This is a genomic window from Pseudoalteromonas sp. S16_S37, assembly GCF_014694405.1.
GTDB lineage: Bacteria > Pseudomonadota > Gammaproteobacteria > Enterobacterales > Alteromonadaceae > Pseudoalteromonas.
In genome coordinates, this window is sequence record NZ_JAAUWV010000024.1 from 47,143 (window position 1) to 66,598 (window position 19,456).

Here is a 19,456-nt window from a genome sequence, read left to right on the forward strand (position 1 = left end):
CTTACTTTGAATCTTTGTTGTTGTGAGGATGACCTATCATGTTAGACCAAAACTTAAAAAACCAATTAAAAAGCCATTTCAGCGCCTTAAAAGACCCTGTAGAGCTGGTCATTGCACTTGATGACAGCAACAAGTCAAAGGAGTTGGAAAACCTAGCAAGTGATTTTGCCTCGTTAAGTGAGCAAATCACTGTGACGAATAACCCTGATATCAGCGTGCGAAAACCAAGTATGACAGTGCACTCACCTGTACGTGATACTGATATTCGCTTTGCAGGGGTACCGATGGGACATGAGTTCACGTCGCTGGTACTTGCTGTATTACAAACTGGCGGATATCCATCTAAAGCGTCAAGTGATGACATTGACCAGATAAAGGCGCTTGATTCGCCATTAAACTTCGAAATATATATCTCTTTGAGTTGTCAAACCTGCCCGCAAGTTGTTCAGGCGTTAAATTTAATGGCGGCACTAAACCCGTTGATTAAGACAACCATGATTGATGGCGCCTTGTTCCAAGACGAAGTAAGCGAGCGTAATGTACTGGCAGTACCTGCGGTGTATTTAAATGGCAAACTATTTTCGCAAGGAGCTGTAACGCTTACTGATATTTTAAATAAAGTAGACAGTAACGCCGCAGCTAAACAAGCCCAAAAGCTCAACGATAAAGAGGTATTTGACGTACTAGTTGTGGGCGGTGGCCCAGCAGGTGCATCCGCTGCTGTATATGCAGCGCGTAAAGGGCTAAATACCGGCGTTGTTGCCGAACGATTTGGCGGCCAAGTGGCTGATACTATGAGCATAGAAAACTTTATTTCAGTAAAAGCCACAGAAGGCCCTAAGCTGGTTGCTCAGCTAGAAGAGCACGTTAAGCAATATGATGTTGACGTAATGGCTGGCCAGCGTGCAGCAAAATTAAGTTTAGATAACTTAATCAATATAGAACTTGAAAGTGGCGCAACACTCAAAGCTAAGTCCGTAATCTTGGCCACTGGGGCACGATGGAGAAACATGAATGTACCAGGAGAGGCACAGTACAAAGGTCGTGGCGTTGCTTACTGCCCGCATTGTGATGGGCCGCTATTTAAAGGCAAGCCTGTAGCAGTGGTAGGCGGTGGTAATTCAGGTATTGAAGCGGCGATTGATTTAGCAAATATAGTTGAGCATGTGACGGTGCTAGAGTTCGCCGACACCTTGCGCGCTGATGAAGTGCTCGTTAAAAAAGCGAAGAGCTTGAGCAATATCACTATTATTAAAAATGCACAAACCACAGAGGTGCTTGGTGATGGAAAGCGCGTAACGGGTTTGCGGTATACCGATAGAGTGTCTAAGCAGGAGCATGAAGTCGCTTTAGCCGGCATATTTGTACAAATTGGCTTAGTACCAAATACCGAGTTTTTGCAGGATTCACCGGTTACCTTAACTCAGTTTGGCGAAATTGAAATAGACAACAAAGGTGCAACGTCAGTACCGGGAGTGTATGCAGCAGGAGATGCGACAACTGAACCATTCAAGCAAATTATAATCGCGATGGGTTCTGGCGCCACCGCAAGCTTAGGCGCTTTTGATTACCTTATTCGCCATAGCGAACAAAAATCAGAGCAAGCTGCGTAAACCCAACATTGCATGCCAGCTTGTTAGGTAGCTGGCAACACCCAGCAATTCAAAGCCACTTCTTCGTCTGGAGTGGCTTTTTTACACATAAAAATGCCAAGGCAAGCCTTGGCATTTGAACTCATAAACTAGTATTTTAGTAGCATCATAATAGTAGGCAACACAAAAACAATTTAGTTCATTAAATTTGTTGTTTAAGGGTATCTTTTACCGTTGGCATTAATCGCCTACTGACAGGGACGGTGTGTTGTGTCGTCAAAGTGATCATATTTACGCCCCCTTCTTGTGTCATATTAGATGACAGTGATACCACTTCAGCAAGGTTTACAATGTAAGATCGGTGTACGCGCAAAAACGTGTCTGGCAATACCGTTTCTAGATGCTTTAAAGAGCCTGAAAAAAGTTTCTCTGATCTATCTTTGAGAAATATCTCGACATAATCGCCAGCGGCCTTGCAAAAGGCGATATCGGTTGTCGTGATATATTCAATCTTGCCAGCTATCGAAATTTCTAACTTTGTTGGCACCTTAGCTTGCGTGTTTTGGGCAAGCTTATACTCTAACTTTGCCAGTCTTGCTTGTTCATAATGAAGTCTATTTTGTTGTTCACGAATGTCACCTGCTTGTTGAATAAACAAATAACAAAGTAACAAGCCGATAATAATAAAATGGATTATTTCGTGAAAGCTTGCTGCACTGATAACAATAGTTACAGCAACACTAAACTGAAAGAGCAGCCAGCGAAGAGTTTGTGTACTTTTATTTTTGAGCCAGTAATACATGAGCTGGATTAAGCTTATCAATAAAGGGATGAAAATAGCTGCAGTGGTTTTAGTGTCAAACCCCGGCGCAAAAACAAGTACAATCGCGGTTGTTAAAACCCCTATATACACCCAGTGAACAGCGTGTTTTCTGGCCAGCTTTTTAGAACTGTATAACAGCACGAGCGTACCGAATATAAATGATAGCGTTGTAATCGATATCAGCCGAATGTCATGCCACATATAGCTATAATCGATGAACTTTCGGGATATTTCAGCACTCAATTGGCATGCAGCGATGAAGCACATGGCAGCAAAAATTCTATAAGCGGGAATATCAGTGCCACCAAGGCTCAAAATAAAAAAATACAGCGCACCGACAAAAAATGCGCCCACCAAGATAAGTCCTAACTCACTATGGTTTTGAATAAACCGTTTCGGTGAGCCATATTGCCCAATCGCAAACAGATGCATAGGGCTATCGAGTTCAATAAGACTGTGATGCCCTGACATATACATAATAAGTTCGTTACTTTCATTTTTTAGCAAGTTATCGGGAATGTAGAAGACACTGTCCATTTTGCCAGCGATTTCTTGGGGCTCAGTGCCGGGTGGCGAAGTTGCTGGGTATCCATTTGCGCCAAGTAGCTGTTCATTGAGATATACAAGACTTGCCGCTTTGCCTGAAATATATAAGCCATATGGCTTTTGGCGTTGCAGCCACTCATTAGGTAAATCGAAATAGCTTTTTACCCAGATACTTTTTGACTGAGGGTTAATACTTTTCAGAGTAGTGTGAACACAGCCAAGGTCATTAAACGATAACAACGTATTTTCAGTAATCTGGTCGTCAACATCGCATATGGTAGCACCGTGGTTATAAGGTAAGAATAGGAGTTTATCTTGAGCATGTGCCACGAACGAAAGCGCACAAAACACCAGTAAAAGTATCGCATTTATTAGTGTGATTCTTATCATAATTGCACTATCCACATGTCCGTTTGTCGAGATATTACTACCGTTTAGCATGTAAGTCAGTGTTTTAAAGCCGTTTAAAGAATTCTGCTGGCTTTGTTTTTCAGTTAGCAGCTCAATAGTCATCATGTTTGTTGAGGAGAGGTTTTATGAGACTAAAAACTGCAATATATCTGGTTTGCACAGGACTAATAACTGTTAGCCAATGGGGGCTGGCCACACCAAGTTTATATAAAAATGAAAAGCACATTGAGTTTATTGCCAACAGTGGTGAACAGACTCAGGCTATCGAAGGCTATTACATGGTGCCAGAAAACCGTGATAATCCGACTAGTCGTATGATCAGAGTAAACTATGTGCGTTTTAGCGCAACGGGCAAAATTAAAGGTGCGCCCATTGTATATTTGGCAGGAGGCCCCGGTGGTTCAGGTATTGCGACGGCTAAGTGGCGGCGTTTTCCTTTGTTTATGGCGCTGCGAGAATATGGTGATGTGATTGCACTTGATCAACGAGGTACTGGCGCGTCACAGCAACCAGATGCATGTACCTCGGATGTAAAAATACCGCTCAATAAAAAAGTCAGTGAGGCCACAATAAGTGCCAAATACCATCAAGCTGCCAATCAATGTGTAGCCCATTGGAAATCACAAGGTGTTGATGTTAAAGCTTATAATACAGTTCAAAATGCATATGATATTGATAGTCTGCGTGAACACCTGCAAGCAGATAAAGTGACACTGTGGGGCATATCCTATGGCAGTCATTTAGCGCTTGCCGCGATGAAACTATTCCCAGAGCGCCTTGATAAAGTCATTATCGCAAGTGCAGAAGGGTTAGAACAAACAGTTAAGCAGCCTGCTATGAGCGACAAATATTTTACAGATATACAAACGGTTATAGATCAACAGCCATTAAAAGGCTTGGTGCCAAATCTGCCAACCTTGATTAAGCGGGTACATGATAAATTAGATATCAAGCCAATCATTTTGGAAGTACCAAACAAAGATGGCAGTAAGCTGACCATGCTGTTTCAAAAGCAGCATATGAGAATGCTATCGAGTATGATGATTGCCGATCCAAACCAGTATTTGGCCATGTTGATACATATTTATTTGGGGATCGATAGCGGTAATACAGATTTGCTCGTACAGGTCTTGCAGCGAGGCATATTTAAAGACGAAGCAATCAGCTTTAAGCTAATGCCCTTAGTTATGGACGTCGCTTCAGGGATTTCAGACTCAAGACTTAAACTTGTAAATCAACAAGCTAAAACATCTTTGCTTGGCGATATGCTAAACTTTCCGATGCCTATGCTCAATCGCTTTGATGCAAGTTTTGACCTTGGTGATACCTTCAGAGAGGCACCAAAAAATAATATTCCTACTTTGTTATTTACAGGCACACTCGATGGTAGAACATACCCACAGGAGCAGCGCTCTGCAGTGCGAGGCCTAACTAATTTGACGCAGGTAATGGTAAAAAATGCGGGTCATAACTTATATACCTCTTCAAAAGAAGTACTTGATGTTATGAAATTGTTTTTAGCTGGCGAAAAAGTAACTCAATCGCATATAGATTTACCTACTCCTGATTTGAGCTTCAATCAATAAAGTAGTCATATATAGCATTTTTGAGAAAGAGTGCAGAACACATTCTGCACAGCTTGTTTGGCAAAGCTTTATTCGCTGGTGAATGGCGTAACTATTGTCATACTGTTTTAATATGAAGAAAACTCCATTGCCTTGTTCAAAAGTTAAATTTATGTTGTATTTTCAATCCATAAAAAAGGAACATACAACATGTACAAGGCAATAATGTTACTCAGCGCGCTGCTGAGCACTGCGTCGTTTGCGGCATCAGTCCCCGCAACGCATCATGGCGTGATTTATGAAGGCAGGGTAGTAAAACAATACGACCAGGGGCACGTCAGCATTAACTGGCCTGGAAGTAATTTTAAAACAAAACTAACAGGCAAAAGCTTACATGCCACAATTGTAGGCTTGGGTAATCAATTTGATGTGTTGGTTGACGGTCAGCTGCATAAAAAAATAGTCACCGACTATAGCCCCCAGCCACAAAAAATTGAACTGTTTAGCGCTTTGGCGTCCAAAACGGTTGAAATTGAAGTGGTTAAACGTTCGGAAGATACTACCAATTTTAGCGAAATACTCAGCTTTGATGTTGACGGCAGTTTGCAAGGCATATGGCAGCAACAAAACCATATTTTATTTATCGGTGATTCCATCAGTGCTGGCTTTGGCAGCGAGTCAAATAAGCGGGAATGCACTTGGCAAGAAGTACAACAAACCAGCAATGCACGACTTGCCTTTCCTTACGTCAGTGCGCAAATGTTAGAGTCAACTTTAACGCAAGTGTCTATGTCTGGTCTTGGCTTGATCCGCAACTGGAGTGGTAACCAACCCCATCATACGATTACACATTATTTAGATAAAGCAGGCGCTCTGTTTGAAGATAACCGCGAATTTGAAGACCGGTTTCCTAATTTAATCGTAATTGAAGTAGGTACAAATGACTTCAGTACCGATCCTCAGGCCCACGAGCCGTGGCAAACTATTCAAGAAGTAAAACAAGCTTGGATAAAACGCATGGTTGAATTTGTTGGCACTATCCGTGCGCGTTATCCAAAACAGCCTATCGTATTTATGCCTCGTCCAGCTTACCCATATGACTTTATTATTCCGGCAACCAATGAAGCGATTTCGCAGCTCAAAGCCAAAGGTGAGTCAGATTTGTATAGCCATACATTTTACTCTGCATTAAGCGGTTGTGTGTGGCACCCTAACGAGCAAGAGCATAAAGCAATTGCTGAGCAGCTAGTTAACTTTATAAAGTTAAATAAGGTTATGTAGTTTGCTGTTATGCCCCCTGTCTTCTATGCCAGTGACAGGGGGTTGTCGATTTAAATCTTAAAGAATGAAATGTCGTTTTTAAGCTTAGTAGAAAGCTTAGTAAGGGTATTTGTTGAAGCGTCGTTTTGTTGCATAGAATCTATAAAGTCTTCAGACATCGCAGCTATCTTTTCCATGGTAGAGTTAATATCGCTTATTACAGCCACTTGATCAGACGAGGCTTGTGCAACTTCTCTAACACGCTTTAAAGAATCACTGGCTTGTTGTTCAATATTAAGCAGTAGCTCTGTGGCTTTTACGGTTTTTTCTTTGCCACTTTCAACCTGGGGTCGTACGGTTTCCATTGCTCTCACCGAGGCCACAGTTTGCGCTTGTACGTCGTTGATCATTGACTCTATTTGTGACGTGGCTTCGCCTGTGCGTTGTGCTAACTGACGTACTTCATCGGCAACAACGGCAAAGCCTCGACCAGACTCACCTGCGCGTGCGGCTTCAATGGCGGCGTTTAATGCCAATAAGTTAGTTTGCTCTGAAATACTACTTATCACATTAATAATGCCGCCGATTTGTTTAGTGTATTCCTCAAGCTTGCTTATCTGCTCAACTGTTGTGTTTACCGTTTGCGATATCTTTTCCATTTCGGTGGCGGTTGCGTCAACTATTTCCCTGCCTTGTTCGGCGTATTTGGCCGTTAGCTCCGAGTTTTCCTCGGTGTGGTGGGCAATATGCGACACTTGATCGATACTTTCACGCATCTCACTGAGTTTTACAGCGGTTTGTGAGGTTAGCTTTGCTTGATTTTTTGCTGCGTTAAGTACCGACTTAGAGCCCTGTGATACATGTTCAACTTGTGTTGCAACACTATTTGATGCATCGATAATATTGCTGACAATACCGATAATTTTTTTATTCATATCAGCAATAGCGCCTATAATGCTCTGCGGGTAAGGTGAATTAATCGTTTGAGTTAAATCACCTTTGGCAGTGATATTGATAGCATTTTGTGCTTCAAACGGTTCGCCACCCAGTGTAGCCCGTAAACTGCGCTCAATCAGTAGAGCAACGAATATGGAAACGGCAATTGCAATAGCACACAAGATCAGCATAAGATTTTGAAACCCACCAGCCACAGAGCGCGCCTCAGGCGTGGCTTTTTGGTTTTGATTTTCTTGATAATCGATAAACTCATTAATAGTGTTCAGCCAATCAATAAAGGCTGGGCGCGCGTCGTTTAAAACCTGTTTAGAGACATCGTTGCCTGCTTGTTTTGCTGCAATGATGTTATTAACCAGTGGCAGAGTTTCATCTTGTATATCGTCAATACGGGAGAGGATATTGCGCTCTTGGCTTGAGAACTGGCTACTGTCCTCACTGAGCATTTTGTTCATTTTAACTTCTGATTCGCGATAGAACTTCTCGAGCTCTCTTATCTCTTTAACAAATTGATTTATTTGCGCATTATTATCTGCAATGGCTATATCGCGAATGGCAATAGCCCTGTCGTGAACACTACCGCGAAAGTTAATGGCGTAGCGCTGCTTGACTGAATTTACATCCGTAATTTCGCTCAGCGTGCGGTCGATAAAGTTTACCTTTTGGATCCCTTGAATAGTCAACAGCATAAGTAAAGCTAAAATAAAACCAAACCCGGTGAATAAACGGCTTTTAACCGTCATTTTTGTTAAGAAATCCATTGTTATGATCTTCTCTAAGTTAAGCACAGTGTACTGAAGTCTAGCGGGTAACCTAGCTAATTCAATTAACTATTATCAATCACCGCAATCGTTTTTTTAGCATGGTTAACAACAACCTGACGTAAACCAATTGGGCATTAGCATAGCAAGTGCGTGTGTACCTTTTATGGTGCGATTTACTTTCATATTATTTCCTCATTGTATGACTAGCCTACAATTAACAACCAGCGATATACGACGACAAAGGTGGATATATGCACGCTTCTTCTCATAATAGTGAACTTAAAATAGCGATGTTGGCTTTAAGCATTGCTATAAGTGGCTGTGGCGGCGCAAGTGGCCAAAGTACAAGTGCTCAGCCAAGTGATACCAATCAACCTGTTACTGTTGTTAATACACCGCCGCAGGCTAATGCGGGGCAAGATCAAAGCGTTAGTGTGGGGCAAACTGTAGCGCTCAGCGGTAGCGCCAGTCAAGACGCCGATGGGGATGAGTTGAGCTATCTGTGGAAAATAACTACAGCACCAGCCAACAGCCAGTCGGTGTTGGTCAACAACGCGAGCGTATCGGCATCGATCACACCCGATGTTGAAGGTGTGTATACATTTATACTGACCGTGAGCGATGGCACCGATAGCGCACAAGATGAGGTGGTTGTTAATGCGTTACAATCATCTACGGGCAGTCAAGATATTACCAATGCAATACTGGTAAAAAGTGATGCCTCTTGTGCTGCTTATGTTGGCGATTACGAGTCGTATGTTATCGATATTAAAAGAGGGCTGGATTTTAACGGTCAGGTGTCAATTACTAGCAATGGTAGTGAATGCACCTTTGCGGTTAATGAGATCCCAAATCATGATTTTAACGATGAACAAGCACAATTTGCCACTAATGTAAGCACCCAAAGTGCAAGCTACACGGTGCCAGTAAGTCCCGCTATGTCGGCAACTAAGACCGAGGTTGAAATTGGTGTATCAAACGGCGTGTTTCTCAATGGTGTGAGCGTGGATATTATGGCCGCAGCTTGTTACGGGGTGGGCAATGAGCCTTTAGGTCGCGAGAAGATAGGCTGCGGCGCAAACCAACAAGATCACCCGTGGCGCTATGACCCTATGTCGCCGCTAAACTCGTTTGGCACCGACAGTCATAATGCTCATCCGCAACCCAATGGCCGTTATCACTATCATGGTAATCCAAAAGCTTTGTTTAATCTTGACTGCCAAGTGGTGTCGCCTGTGATTGGCTTTGCGGCTGATGGCTTTCCTATTTTTGGCCCTTGTATTGAAGCAAATGGCGAGGTGAGAGCCGCACGCGCGAGTTACCAACTAAAAAATAATGGCGGGCCAAGGCAAGCTGTCTCAGGTTATCAAACGCCTCAAGCAGGGGTTGGGGAGATTGCCAGCAATAACTACGATGGGCAGTTTCGCTCTGATTGGGAATATATTAGCGGTGCGGGCGACCTTGATGAATGTAATGGCATGGTCGTTAACGGTCAATATGGTTACTATATTACCGACAGTTACCCTTGGGTGGTGGGGTGTTATCGAGGGCAAGTTAATAGCTCGTTCAGACCATCTGGCCAAGCACTAGACAACTTATTACATGACCACCGTCATTTAGGTGGCGTAAGTCATAGTCATTAACATTTATTAGTATTGGCAATAAATCTGTAGGTAATAAAAATGGCGACCCAAGTCGCCATTTTTGCATGAATGAAATTTTAGTTTTGGAAATAGATTACTCAGCGGCAGCGCGCCTTTGCTTAAAGTGCTCTTTGAGAGAACGGATGGGGTAGGTTGCCAATGCAGCAGTTGCAATGATGTTACATGTCCAACCGACTATTATGTAAATAAGCCCTAACTCATGATAATCGTAGTAGGCTCTTACAATCAATTCAGTTCCCTGCATCATCATAATTACCAGCGTTGTGTATGTGCATATTCGAGCTGTAGAAGAAAAGGTACATCCACGAACTAGGTGTAAGCAAAAGAGAGTTGCAATTAGGGAAAATTGCATAATAATGCCTGCAGTATAAAATAGTTTAATGTGTTCTAGCTTATCCATTTCTATGCTCAAAATAAACTGATCTAACTCGGAGTCGAGTAAGTGAAAAACTAGAACGCAAAAGGCGGTTAAAAAGCAGGAATAAAGTTCATGATGTTGCACAGAAGCCAAATCTTTTTTAACACCAAAAAACAACTTCCAGCGCATTTTTGTAAACTTATGAAGCCAAAAAAGTAATATTAAAAATTCTACTCCTTTTAAAACCCATCCTAGTTTATATAAAATCTCATTCATGATCTCTCCTTAAGCTTTTTACTTTCCTAGCAATTACATGTAAATAGTGTTGGCCAATAGCTACCCTGTATCTGATGAGGCCTAGATGTATCTTCTGCACCACCACCAACCAACTTAGCTTTGTCTTTCGATAGCTCTTTTAATTTTTTAGCTTTGATATTTAATTTAATTGAGGTTTTCATTATCCAATTCCTTATATCTGGTATACATTCCTCACCTCACTGCCCAATATTAACTCTTGGTACACAAACTAGCAACAAAATAATCAATCTAGTTTTGGGCTAACGGCTTGGTTTGTATAAAATTATTTATATTCTCATACCTAGTGCGATAACATATTCCGCATGTTGGTAAAGTTATGGTACTTTTTTCGACGACGCTGAACAATTAATTTAGTCAATTAGTACCACTTGTCGGATATGTTTATTGGTAAGCTTTATTCAACAATAAAATATATTGTATTCGCCGTATTGATAGATAATGTATGCTTTATGCTATATATCTAGAAGGATGTTTATGTTGCTTTAGTCAAAAAAAAATGAAGAAGGTATAGTTGCTGCACATGCGCACAGCGCTTTTTAGGTGAGTGTAGAGTGCGGGAGTTTATAGAGGTTCTGAAACAAGTTCAGAATGACGAAAAGAAGTCCTGAAAGACGAGAAATAGTTCAGAATGACGAGAAGAAGTTAAAAATGGCGAAGCGTGTTCAGAGTGCTATATAAATTAGCCCTGAATAACACAACTCCAACTCTTATATTTCTTACCCGTCATCCTGACGTAGTTCAGGAGCTAGTCTGCGAACGACATAACCCTTACAACGCTTTAACCCACATTACGCCAACGGTTTTTTTAACCACTTTTACTCGCGTACCTTTGCTAAGTGGCTGTTCGCTTTTCAGCTGCCATTGAATACCTGAGTAAGAGTGAAACACTTGGCTGCTGTCATGCAAGTCCTCTTCTAAAACAAAGTCGATGTCGGCAAAGTCATTGCTTATCTCTTCATCAGTGCTTGGTTGTTGCAAGCGTTTTAAAGGCTTCCATAAGATCAGCGCTAAAACAAAGGTGAGCACGGCATTGACCCAAAGCGCGGTCATCCAGTCATTGGCGAGCAATCCAGCGTACATCATAGTGCCGCTAAAAATTAGCGAGATCCCTAAAAATAACAACACGAAGGTGGCAAAGCCAAGTACGGCCACTTCAATGATTAAAGCGATAATACCAATGATGATAAGAGATTGCGGTAAGTTATTTAACAGCAGCTCCATACGCTCACCCTTTTTGTTGCTTGTTAATAGAGTTAATAATAGCCATACCTTGCGCAACTAGTGAACTTGCATCAGTGCCTGAATCTGGAAGCAGCACCACTGAAGACTCTTTTGCGATAGCTTCTTTTGCGGCAATCGCTTTAGTGGCTAAGTCTAATTGAATGGCTTTTTGACCTTGCTCGGTGTTGGCCGCTTCACCTACTTTGCGCAGTGCTTCTGCTTGCGCATCGGCAACAGCAAGGATCGCTTGCGCTTCACCCTCGGCACGCAGAATTTGCTCTGCTTTTTCGCCTTCGGCAGCCAGTACTTGCGCTTGCTTTTTACCTTCAGCGACATTGATTGCTGCTTGTCTATCACCTTCAGACTCTAAAATTTGCGCACGCTTAACTCGCTCAGCCTTCATTTGCGCTTCCATGGCTTCCATTACCGAGTTAGGTGGTACGATATCTTTGATTTCATAGCGAAGGACCTGAATGCCCCAAGGTTCAGAGGCACTATTAATCGCGGCAACAATATTGGTATTTAATAAATCACGTTCTTCAAATGTTTTGTCTAGCTCCATTTTACCCAGCTCACTACGCATGGTGGTTTGCGCTAACTGAGTGACAGCAAAAACATAATCGTCTACGCCATAAGTAGCCTTGTAAGGGTCGAGTACTCGAAAATAAAGCACGCCATCGACTATCAACGAGATGTTGTCTTTAGTGATTGCAGATTGCGAGGGTACGTCAACCGCTTGTTCTTTTAAGCTTCTATCGGCTGCAATCTTATCAATAAATGGCACGATAAAGTTAAGTCCGGCTTCTTTGGTTGATTGGTATTTACCAAAGCGTTCAACGAGCCACGCGCGATTTTGTGGCACAAATTTTATACTGCTTTTTAAAACAACCAGTACAAAAATCAGCAGCAACACTTCAACATTAAATAAAATTTCAAAAATTTGGCTTACGGGATCCATGACGTTCCTTAATTGGCTAAATAATCCTGAAAAACAGATTAGCACTGTACTGAGGTTGCGGCTAGATATTGTTCATTAAAGGCTGGAAGAAAAAGGAGCAAGCAAAGTGCTCCCATATTTGCTCTACTATTTAGCTTCGCTGCAAATACTTGGCTTTGAAGGGGTTATGGCATTGGCTTGGTTAAACATTGTACATTTGCTTGGTCCCGTTTGCTGCTCAGCGGCACCAGCAATATGGGGGGTTTGGTTTAAACCTAACTCTTTAGCTGATGAAAGTGCTTTTAGTTTTTTTGTTTTTAACGTTAATTTCATTTACTACTCCTTAAGTATAAAAATAAGCTTTGCACATTTGAAAATGTGAATGCGCAAAGTCTTGAGTTTATATCAATAAAATCGAAAAGATCATACTGTTTCACATAACAAGATATGAAACATCCAATTTTTAAAGTTAAGTATTCGCCTGAATAGTGGCGAATAGTCTATTCTAGAAGCTGTTGTTATAGGATATATAATTTCCATTAAGCTTTTGAATAATTGCATTTTTATTCCTATTTTTGGCCTGTATTTACATATTGTCACACTTTAATCTTGTTTCTATTTTGGTTTACCAGATAATCTTTACCTGAAATTAGTTTTTACTCAAACAATCAGGGAAAACAATGAAAAAAACAACCCTAGCTCTGGCAATTTGCGTTGGGCTTGCAACACTTGCCGGCTGTAGCCAAAAAATAAACGATAATGCTCAAAAAACAGAGTCTGCTGCGGCTGTAGCGAATAATGTGCAATCTGGTATTGAGACGCAAAACTTTGAACCAAGTGTAAGAGCACAAGACGACTTTTTCCGTCATGTTAACGGAAGCTGGTTAAACAACACCCAGATCCCAAACGATAAATCGGCTTGGGGCAGTTTTTATAAGTTAGCTGATGATTCAGACAAAGCTGTTAATGCGCTAATTCAAGAAGCTAAAGAGGGTGCCGCTGAGTCTGGAAGCAGTGCGCAAAAAATTGGTGATTTTTACGCAAGCTTTATGGCTGAGCAACAACTTAACGAACTTGGCTTTGAGCCAATAAAGCCGCTCTTGAACAAGATTGACAAAGTTAATAATTATCAGCAGCTTAGTAAAGTAATGGGAGACTTGTCGCGTTACAACATTGAAGTGCCTGTTGGTTTAGCGGTTATTCCTGATGGTAAAGATGCAACAACAAACGCGCTTTACATGTGGCAAAGCGGTATCGGTATGCCAGATAGAGATTACTATCTCAAAGACGATGAAAAGTCTGTTGAATTACGTGCGGCCTACCTTGCAATGATCACCGAAAAGCTGCAGTTGATAGGTGAACCTCAAGCTCAGAAAAAAGCACGAGCAATCTTAGAGTTAGAAACCAAAATTGCAAAAATCATGTGGGATAGAACTAAAACACGTGAAATTAGCTTAATTTACAATCCGCAATCAACTGAGCAGTGGGATAAAACCCTTGGCCAACTAGACTGGCAAAATTTTGCGCAAGCACTTGAATTACCTCAAATGGACAAAGTGATTGTTAGCCAGCCAAGCTTTTTTGAAGAGTTAGGTAAGCTTTTTGCGCAAGTGAGCGTGTCTGATTGGAAAGATTACTTAAAGTACCAAACCGTTAATGAATTTTCTAACTTACTGAGCGAACCGTTTGCTAAGTCGCACTTTGAGTTTTACTCAAAAACATTACGTGGTGTGACTGAGCAACAAGCAAGATGGCAGCGTGGTGTGCGACTGACCAGCAGTACATTGGGTGAAGAAGTTGGTAAGCTTTATGTACAAAAGCACTTTTCGCCAGAAGCGAAAGTACGTATGGAAGAGCTGGTTAAAAACCTCATTGCAGCATATCGCATCAGCATTGATGGCTTAGACTGGATGTCGGATGAAACTAAACAAGCGGCACAAGAAAAGCTATCTAAGTTTAGATATAAAATTGGCTATCCAAATAAATGGCGTGAATATAACTTTGACATTAAAGCTGATGATTTAGTGGGTAACGTAATGCGCGCGGCTGAGTTTGAAAGCAAGCGTCAAATTGGCATGATTGGCAAGCCAGTTGACAAAGAACAGTGGGAAATGACCCCGCAAACAGTTAATGCTTACTATCACCCATTAAAGAACGAAATTGTATTTCCTGCCGCTATTTTGCAACCGCCATTCTTTAACATGCAAGCGGATGACGCAGTAAACTACGGTGGTATTGGTGCGGTAATTGGCCATGAACTTGGACATGGATTTGATGACCAAGGCGCACAGTTTGACGGTGATGGCAATATTCGTAACTGGTGGCACGAAGAAGACTTAGCCAAGTTTAAAACACGTGGTGATGCCCTTGTTGAGCAATACAGTAGCTACAAACCGTTCGAAGATGCACACGTAAATGGTCGCCTTACTTTGGGTGAAAACATTGGTGATTTAGGGGGATTAACAGTTGCGTACAAAGCGTATCAACTGTCTTTGCAAGATAAACCACGTCTAGTGCTTGATGGTTACACACCTGAGCAACGCTTCTTTATTGGTTATGCTCAAGTTTGGCGTGCGAAAATACGAGAAGAAGCTTTACGTGAACGTTTAGTAACCGACAATCACTCACCAGCAGAATATCGTGCCAACGGTTCGTTAACGAACTTTACGCCATTTTATGAAGCGTTTGCGCTTAAAGAAGGTGATAAGTTGTATAAACCCGCTAATGAGCGCGTGAAAATTTGGTAATCATGATGAGTGCATAACCCGTCTGTGATGGGTTTGTAAAACATAAAAAGGCATGTAAATCATAAATATTACTCGTCTAACATGTGAGATCCTAAAACAAGTTTGACGACGACATAGAGTCAGAATAACGAGTGCAATTAGGGAGGCGGCAAGTGTCCAAACAACACTAGCTGTCTTCCTGGCGAAGGTAAGGATCTCTTAAGCGAATGGTACTATGTAACTCATGCTTTTTTTTGAAAAAATGAACGTAATTAAACCTACTCGTTAACAACCCGAATTCAGGTTAAATATTCAAAATTTCTTTTCGATTACTGGGTGACCAAGCTTTTTTTGCCGCACAAGCTTGTGTCAGCCATTGATAATCGGTGTGTTCATTTGGGTCTAATTTGATTTGAGTATCGCTTGGCACACAAATACTAAACACATGCTCAGTATTAATTTTGGCACCTTCTACATAGCGGTGTCGCCAACATGGGCGTATCTCGTACTGATTAGTACTGTGGTGGTCTTTAATTTCAATGCCAAGTGCGCGAGCATCAATACCAGTTTCTTCTTTTAATTCTCTGTAGGCTGTATCTAGCAATGATTCGTTTAGTTCAACGCCACCGGTGACCGATTGCCAAAAACAGGCGTCATCAGCACGCTTTATGAGCAAGAACTCCTTTGCTTCGTTGTAGATCACAACCAACACTGAAATAGGCTTTCTTAATTGCATAACAACTTACGCTAACTCTATGTTTATTAATGCTGTTACGATGATATCACTATATTGATACAAAAATATATTTAGGCAAAAAAAAGCGGGCCCAACATGTGGACCCGCAGTAATAACAACACCTAAACAGTGTGCTTAAGGAAGATAAAACACCACCAACGTCCTTGTTGGTTATAGCGATATCTACTTGTGTAAGGAGATAATGCTTTAAATGCAACACAGATGATACATCCATGTTTATTTATTGTAAATATAAAAGTTAAGATAATTTAACAATATTTAACATGCCGTGCAGTTATAGGGACGGTGTTGCTTTTAAACAAATTGATTGTCTCCATTTTTAATCCACATTTGTACGCTAAGTTAGAACAACGCAATGACTTTTCCATTAGCAAAGCTGTTGCAAATCCAATGCTCATGGAAGAGCGCTTTAAACAGATGAATAGTAGCCCTACCTTTTTATGGTAAGCGTCCCTTGCCGTTTTAGACTCACAAGCCTTTAAAACTTCTAATTGGCACAACTAAGCTGTGCTTAGCTAACTTATCCAACGAATTGTTGAAAGGTTGATCCAAACTTATTTTTAGCGTGCTGTATATCACATCGAACTGCTATTTTTAGTTGTTTTTACTATTTTAACTCACTGAAATTAATAGTTAATTTATCTGTAATGCCATGTAATGTCCCAATTAAGGGCTTAGGTCTACACTGTTAACGTTTATTTATAAGAATAAGTAAATTAACGAGTTAACAAGACAGGAGAACATCATGGAAAAAATTACCACCTCGGGCAGCCAAGTAAAATCTAATATTGATGATTTAGTTATTCCTTTTGGTGGCGGTAACCCCTCACCTTATTCAATACCACCAGTGGTTGTTTTTAGTCCTGCAGGGCCAAGAGACGATGATAACCCGCATAACGATGTACCCGTGATCACCGAAGTGACCAAAGACTACTTTGTGATCAAATCTACCAATTGGGGTATGAACTACGTTATGAATTGGATAGCGATAAGCGAATAATCCTCGCTTAAACCGTTTGTTCAACATCGCAAATGATCAGTGGGATGATTGTTTTACTGGGGTTTGTGAAGTAAAGAGATTAAGGATGACTTATGTCTAACGTTTTTGAACACTTACCTCAACCATTGAATGGTATCAATTGGGAACCCAGTCCTTCAGATTATAAAGTGATACCAACACCACCTGAGTACGGTGATACTGACTTTGCGAATGAAGATTTTAAATATTTATGGGGCCCAGGAGATAGCACAACAAAAGGCAGGGACGACTTAAAGCACATTGCTGATATGGGTTTTAACACAGTTAAAATGTATAACTGGAGTGTGCCCGCGCCATCAGGCTATTGGCAGCGTGACCATACGCCGTTTTTAAGTTATGCAAAAACGTGTGGTCTAAAAGTAATTGTGCCTATCAGCAACTTCTTTACAGGTATGGCGTATAGCATCAGAACAGACAATGGTAATGAAGCAGGACCTAAAACAGGTTCTGGTAAGGACAAAGTGACCGATACGACGCTCAAACAGTGGATAACGGCAATAGTGACCGAGATTTACGGCACTGATAACGACTCAAGTCCTGTTGTAATGTGGGCAATAGGCAACGAGTTTGATAACTCTAATGTGGGAGCATATGGTTATTGTGAAGCGCAGGATATCGCAAAAATTGCCAGCTATATTCAAGACGCAGAGCAATCACTTGGTGTGCCAAGCGGGCAAACTTTGCCATTCAGTAGCCCTGTAACAACGGCTTTAACTCCAATCAACTCATCCATCAGTGCGACAGCACCATACAATACCTTGATGGGCGGTTGTGCAACTCAAGCATTGCTTAACGCTTTTACAGCACAAAGCCTAAACGATCGCTTTATTGCATCCATTAATTCTTACCAAACTGGCTCTCAGTTAAAAGACTACTACGCCAGCTTTGCGACTGTGTTCCCTAGCTTAAAGTTTTACTACGGTGAACTAGGTTGGAGTGAAGGAATTGGCGGCGAAACCGAGCAAGCACAGAATGTGTACGACCAATTTAATACCACCATCCCAGAAGCGACAAGCCCAAGTTATTACTACGGCGCGTGTTTGTTTGAGTTCTCGGACGAACTTTGGAAAGGCCCTGTAGGAAGCACTGAAACCAAGTTTGGTATTCAAACTTTTTCAACAACAGCACCTACGGAATTTGCAACTCAAGGCAATCACAGCCCAGTTTGGGGTGCACAATACCCCATAGATAAATTTGTTAAACGCAAAGCTTACGCAAGCGTTGTAGCGGCATTGGTGGGCAAGCCCGAGCCGTCAAACTGATTTAATATCAGCTAAAAAGTTTTGCCAAGGAGCGATAAAAGCTTTACCAGGATGTTCAAAACCACGAGCAGCACATACCCATGTGCTGCTTTTTTATTGCTGTAATGCACTGTAATCGATCCATAAAAATAACTCGGTTATTATTTCTAGTTTGCATAAATTTACCTTGTGTTTTTACACCGAAATTTTACCTTTTATGTAAACATAAAGTGAACTTTTTCCATGTTTTTTGACGCAAATCACTATTAAATCTTCAAAACTTCATGCTAAGTTAAGGATGTTGTAACCCGCCTGTATAGCCACACCACAGCAGCTGTTGCAGTACCCAAATTACTACGGTTAAGGAAGTAACAACCGGAATGAAAGGAATTTTATGCGTTTAAAAGAAGCATTGAGTGTTTTGTCAAATCCGCCCAGTGATATGAATAAATTTATTTTCTTATCTTGTGTCAATGAGCAATACGTATTCCGTGTTGTAAAGAGAGCAAGGCCTTTCAAAAATCGTACTATACGTCTCAACATTCAGCGCATTTTTATGTATTTGATGTCCAATATTACATTGAAAACGCACAAGTATTTGCAAGTTCGGTAACTAATACAACCATTGTTTTAGAGTGTTTTAATGAAACAGGCGATGAGCGGTTTTTATTACGTGATATACAAAAATAGATTGATGTGTAAGGTGAAGTAACCTAATTGTTGCTAGCAAGAAACCCAGATTATGCAGTAATGGAAGTCAGCGATGAGTTTTTACGGTTGAAAATAGAGCAGGAATGTATGAGAGAGGATATGAAAAATAACGTAAAAAAAGTAAAAGTAGACTCGTCTTCCGAACTACATTTAATAGACTTTTCTGCATATTCAGAGGATTTTATTAAAGACTTTGAGTCGCACCTTAGTTCTATATGTGTGGGGAAGCTGGGGAAAAAGCTGAGCTTGATTAAATTGCGATTGAGAGAATTCTTGTACAGTAAAAATGATAATACGAGAAGTGGAGCGATAGCAGAGTTGTTTATAGCTTATTATTTGAAAAATGCAGGCTATAAGCAAGAGTACTTGTTTTTTAACCTTGAGGAGGGTTCTATTAAAAAGGGATTTGATGGTGTCTTTAGTATGAAAAAGAAAAGCTATCTCATGGAGCTGAGGGATCCCCATAAATAATCATTTAAATTCAAACACATCACTAACATCCAAATTTTGCCAATTCAAGTCAGTGATGGTTTTCTTAAAATGCCGGAGCCCCGCCATATAGTCTTGCT

At 41.1% G+C, this 19,456-nt stretch carries 16 protein-coding genes; 8 read left to right on the forward strand and 8 right to left on the reverse strand.

The genetic code is table 11. The features are described 5' to 3' along the window. Positions 1-38: 38 nt before the first annotated feature. Positions 39-1,613 carry an alkyl hydroperoxide reductase subunit F gene (gene ahpF / locus HC733_RS12115; protein WP_190365301.1) on the forward strand — a complete coding sequence of 525 codons (1,575 nt, stop codon included), beginning with the start codon at positions 39-41 and terminating at the stop codon, positions 1,611-1,613. 181 nt (positions 1,614-1,794) lie between these two features. Here ahpF and HC733_RS12120 read toward each other — a convergent pair whose 3' ends face one another. After that, positions 1,795-3,477 (reverse strand): LytR/AlgR family response regulator transcription factor, encoded by a 1,683-nt coding sequence (locus tag HC733_RS12120; RefSeq protein ID WP_190365302.1) that lies wholly within the window; start codon positions 3,475-3,477, stop codon positions 1,795-1,797. Between the two features lie 20 nt (positions 3,478-3,497). On the opposite strand from HC733_RS12120, the gene HC733_RS12125 reads away from it, so the two are divergent. Continuing rightward, a complete protein-coding gene (locus tag HC733_RS12125; RefSeq protein ID WP_190365303.1) occupies positions 3,498-4,958 on the forward strand; it encodes an alpha/beta hydrolase in 1,461 nt (486 codons plus the stop codon). A gap of 189 nt (positions 4,959-5,147) precedes the next feature. Then, positions 5,148-6,218, forward strand: coding sequence for an SGNH/GDSL hydrolase family protein (locus HC733_RS12130; RefSeq protein WP_190365304.1), 1,071 nt, complete (start codon positions 5,148-5,150; stop codon positions 6,216-6,218). A 50-nt stretch (positions 6,219-6,268) separates the two neighbouring features. Here the strand turns inward: HC733_RS12130 and HC733_RS12135 are convergent, their stop codons facing one another. After that, entirely contained in the window at positions 6,269-7,912 is a 1,644-nt protein-coding gene (locus tag HC733_RS12135) for a methyl-accepting chemotaxis protein (RefSeq protein ID WP_190365305.1), read from the reverse strand. A gap of 254 nt (positions 7,913-8,166) precedes the next feature. On the opposite strand from HC733_RS12135, the gene HC733_RS12140 reads away from it, so the two are divergent. Then, positions 8,167-9,558, forward strand: coding sequence for a YHYH protein (locus tag HC733_RS12140; RefSeq protein ID WP_190365306.1), 1,392 nt, complete (start codon positions 8,167-8,169; stop codon positions 9,556-9,558). A 94-nt stretch (positions 9,559-9,652) separates the two neighbouring features. Here HC733_RS12140 and HC733_RS12145 read toward each other — a convergent pair whose 3' ends face one another. The 5 genes from HC733_RS12145 to HC733_RS12165 form a co-directional block, all read right to left on the reverse strand. Further along, positions 9,653-10,213 (reverse strand): hypothetical protein, encoded by a 561-nt coding sequence (locus tag HC733_RS12145; RefSeq protein ID WP_190365307.1) that lies wholly within the window; start codon positions 10,211-10,213, stop codon positions 9,653-9,655. A 26-nt stretch (positions 10,214-10,239) separates the two neighbouring features. Further along, entirely contained in the window at positions 10,240-10,395 is a 156-nt protein-coding gene (locus tag HC733_RS12150) for a hypothetical protein (RefSeq protein WP_190365308.1), read from the reverse strand. 628 nt (positions 10,396-11,023) lie between these two features. Beyond that, positions 11,024-11,476 (reverse strand): NfeD family protein, encoded by a 453-nt coding sequence (locus HC733_RS12155; protein ID WP_190365309.1) that lies wholly within the window; start codon positions 11,474-11,476, stop codon positions 11,024-11,026. 4 nt (positions 11,477-11,480) lie between these two features. Continuing rightward, positions 11,481-12,434 carry an SPFH domain-containing protein gene (locus HC733_RS12160; RefSeq protein WP_190365310.1) on the reverse strand — a complete coding sequence of 318 codons (954 nt, stop codon included), beginning with the start codon at positions 12,432-12,434 and terminating at the stop codon, positions 11,481-11,483. Between the two features lie 126 nt (positions 12,435-12,560). After that, positions 12,561-12,746, reverse strand: a complete 186-nt coding sequence (locus HC733_RS12165; RefSeq protein ID WP_190365311.1) for a hypothetical protein — start codon at positions 12,744-12,746, stop codon at positions 12,561-12,563. A gap of 347 nt (positions 12,747-13,093) precedes the next feature. On the opposite strand from HC733_RS12165, the gene HC733_RS12170 reads away from it, so the two are divergent. Further along, positions 13,094-15,160 (forward strand): M13 family metallopeptidase, encoded by a 2,067-nt coding sequence (locus tag HC733_RS12170; RefSeq protein WP_190365312.1) that lies wholly within the window; start codon positions 13,094-13,096, stop codon positions 15,158-15,160. 283 nt (positions 15,161-15,443) lie between these two features. On the opposite strand, the gene nudB is transcribed toward HC733_RS12170, so the two are convergent. Continuing rightward, positions 15,444-15,875 carry a dihydroneopterin triphosphate diphosphatase gene (gene nudB, locus HC733_RS12175; RefSeq protein WP_190365313.1) on the reverse strand — a complete coding sequence of 144 codons (432 nt, stop codon included), beginning with the start codon at positions 15,873-15,875 and terminating at the stop codon, positions 15,444-15,446. Positions 15,876-16,641: 766 nt separating this feature from the next. On the opposite strand from nudB, the gene HC733_RS12180 reads away from it, so the two are divergent. From HC733_RS12180 to HC733_RS12190, 3 genes are all read left to right on the forward strand, one after another. After that, positions 16,642-16,896 carry a hypothetical protein gene (locus HC733_RS12180; protein WP_190365314.1) on the forward strand — a complete coding sequence of 85 codons (255 nt, stop codon included), beginning with the start codon at positions 16,642-16,644 and terminating at the stop codon, positions 16,894-16,896. Positions 16,897-16,988: 92 nt separating this feature from the next. Continuing rightward, the gene (locus HC733_RS12185) at positions 16,989-18,197 is read left to right on the forward strand and encodes a hypothetical protein (RefSeq protein WP_190365315.1); all 1,209 of its coding nucleotides are present in this window, start codon (positions 16,989-16,991) and stop codon (positions 18,195-18,197) included. Positions 18,198-18,896: 699 nt separating this feature from the next. Beyond that, the gene (locus HC733_RS12190; protein WP_190365316.1) at positions 18,897-19,358 is read left to right on the forward strand and encodes a hypothetical protein; all 462 of its coding nucleotides are present in this window, start codon (positions 18,897-18,899) and stop codon (positions 19,356-19,358) included. Positions 19,359-19,456: the final 98 nt, after the last annotated feature.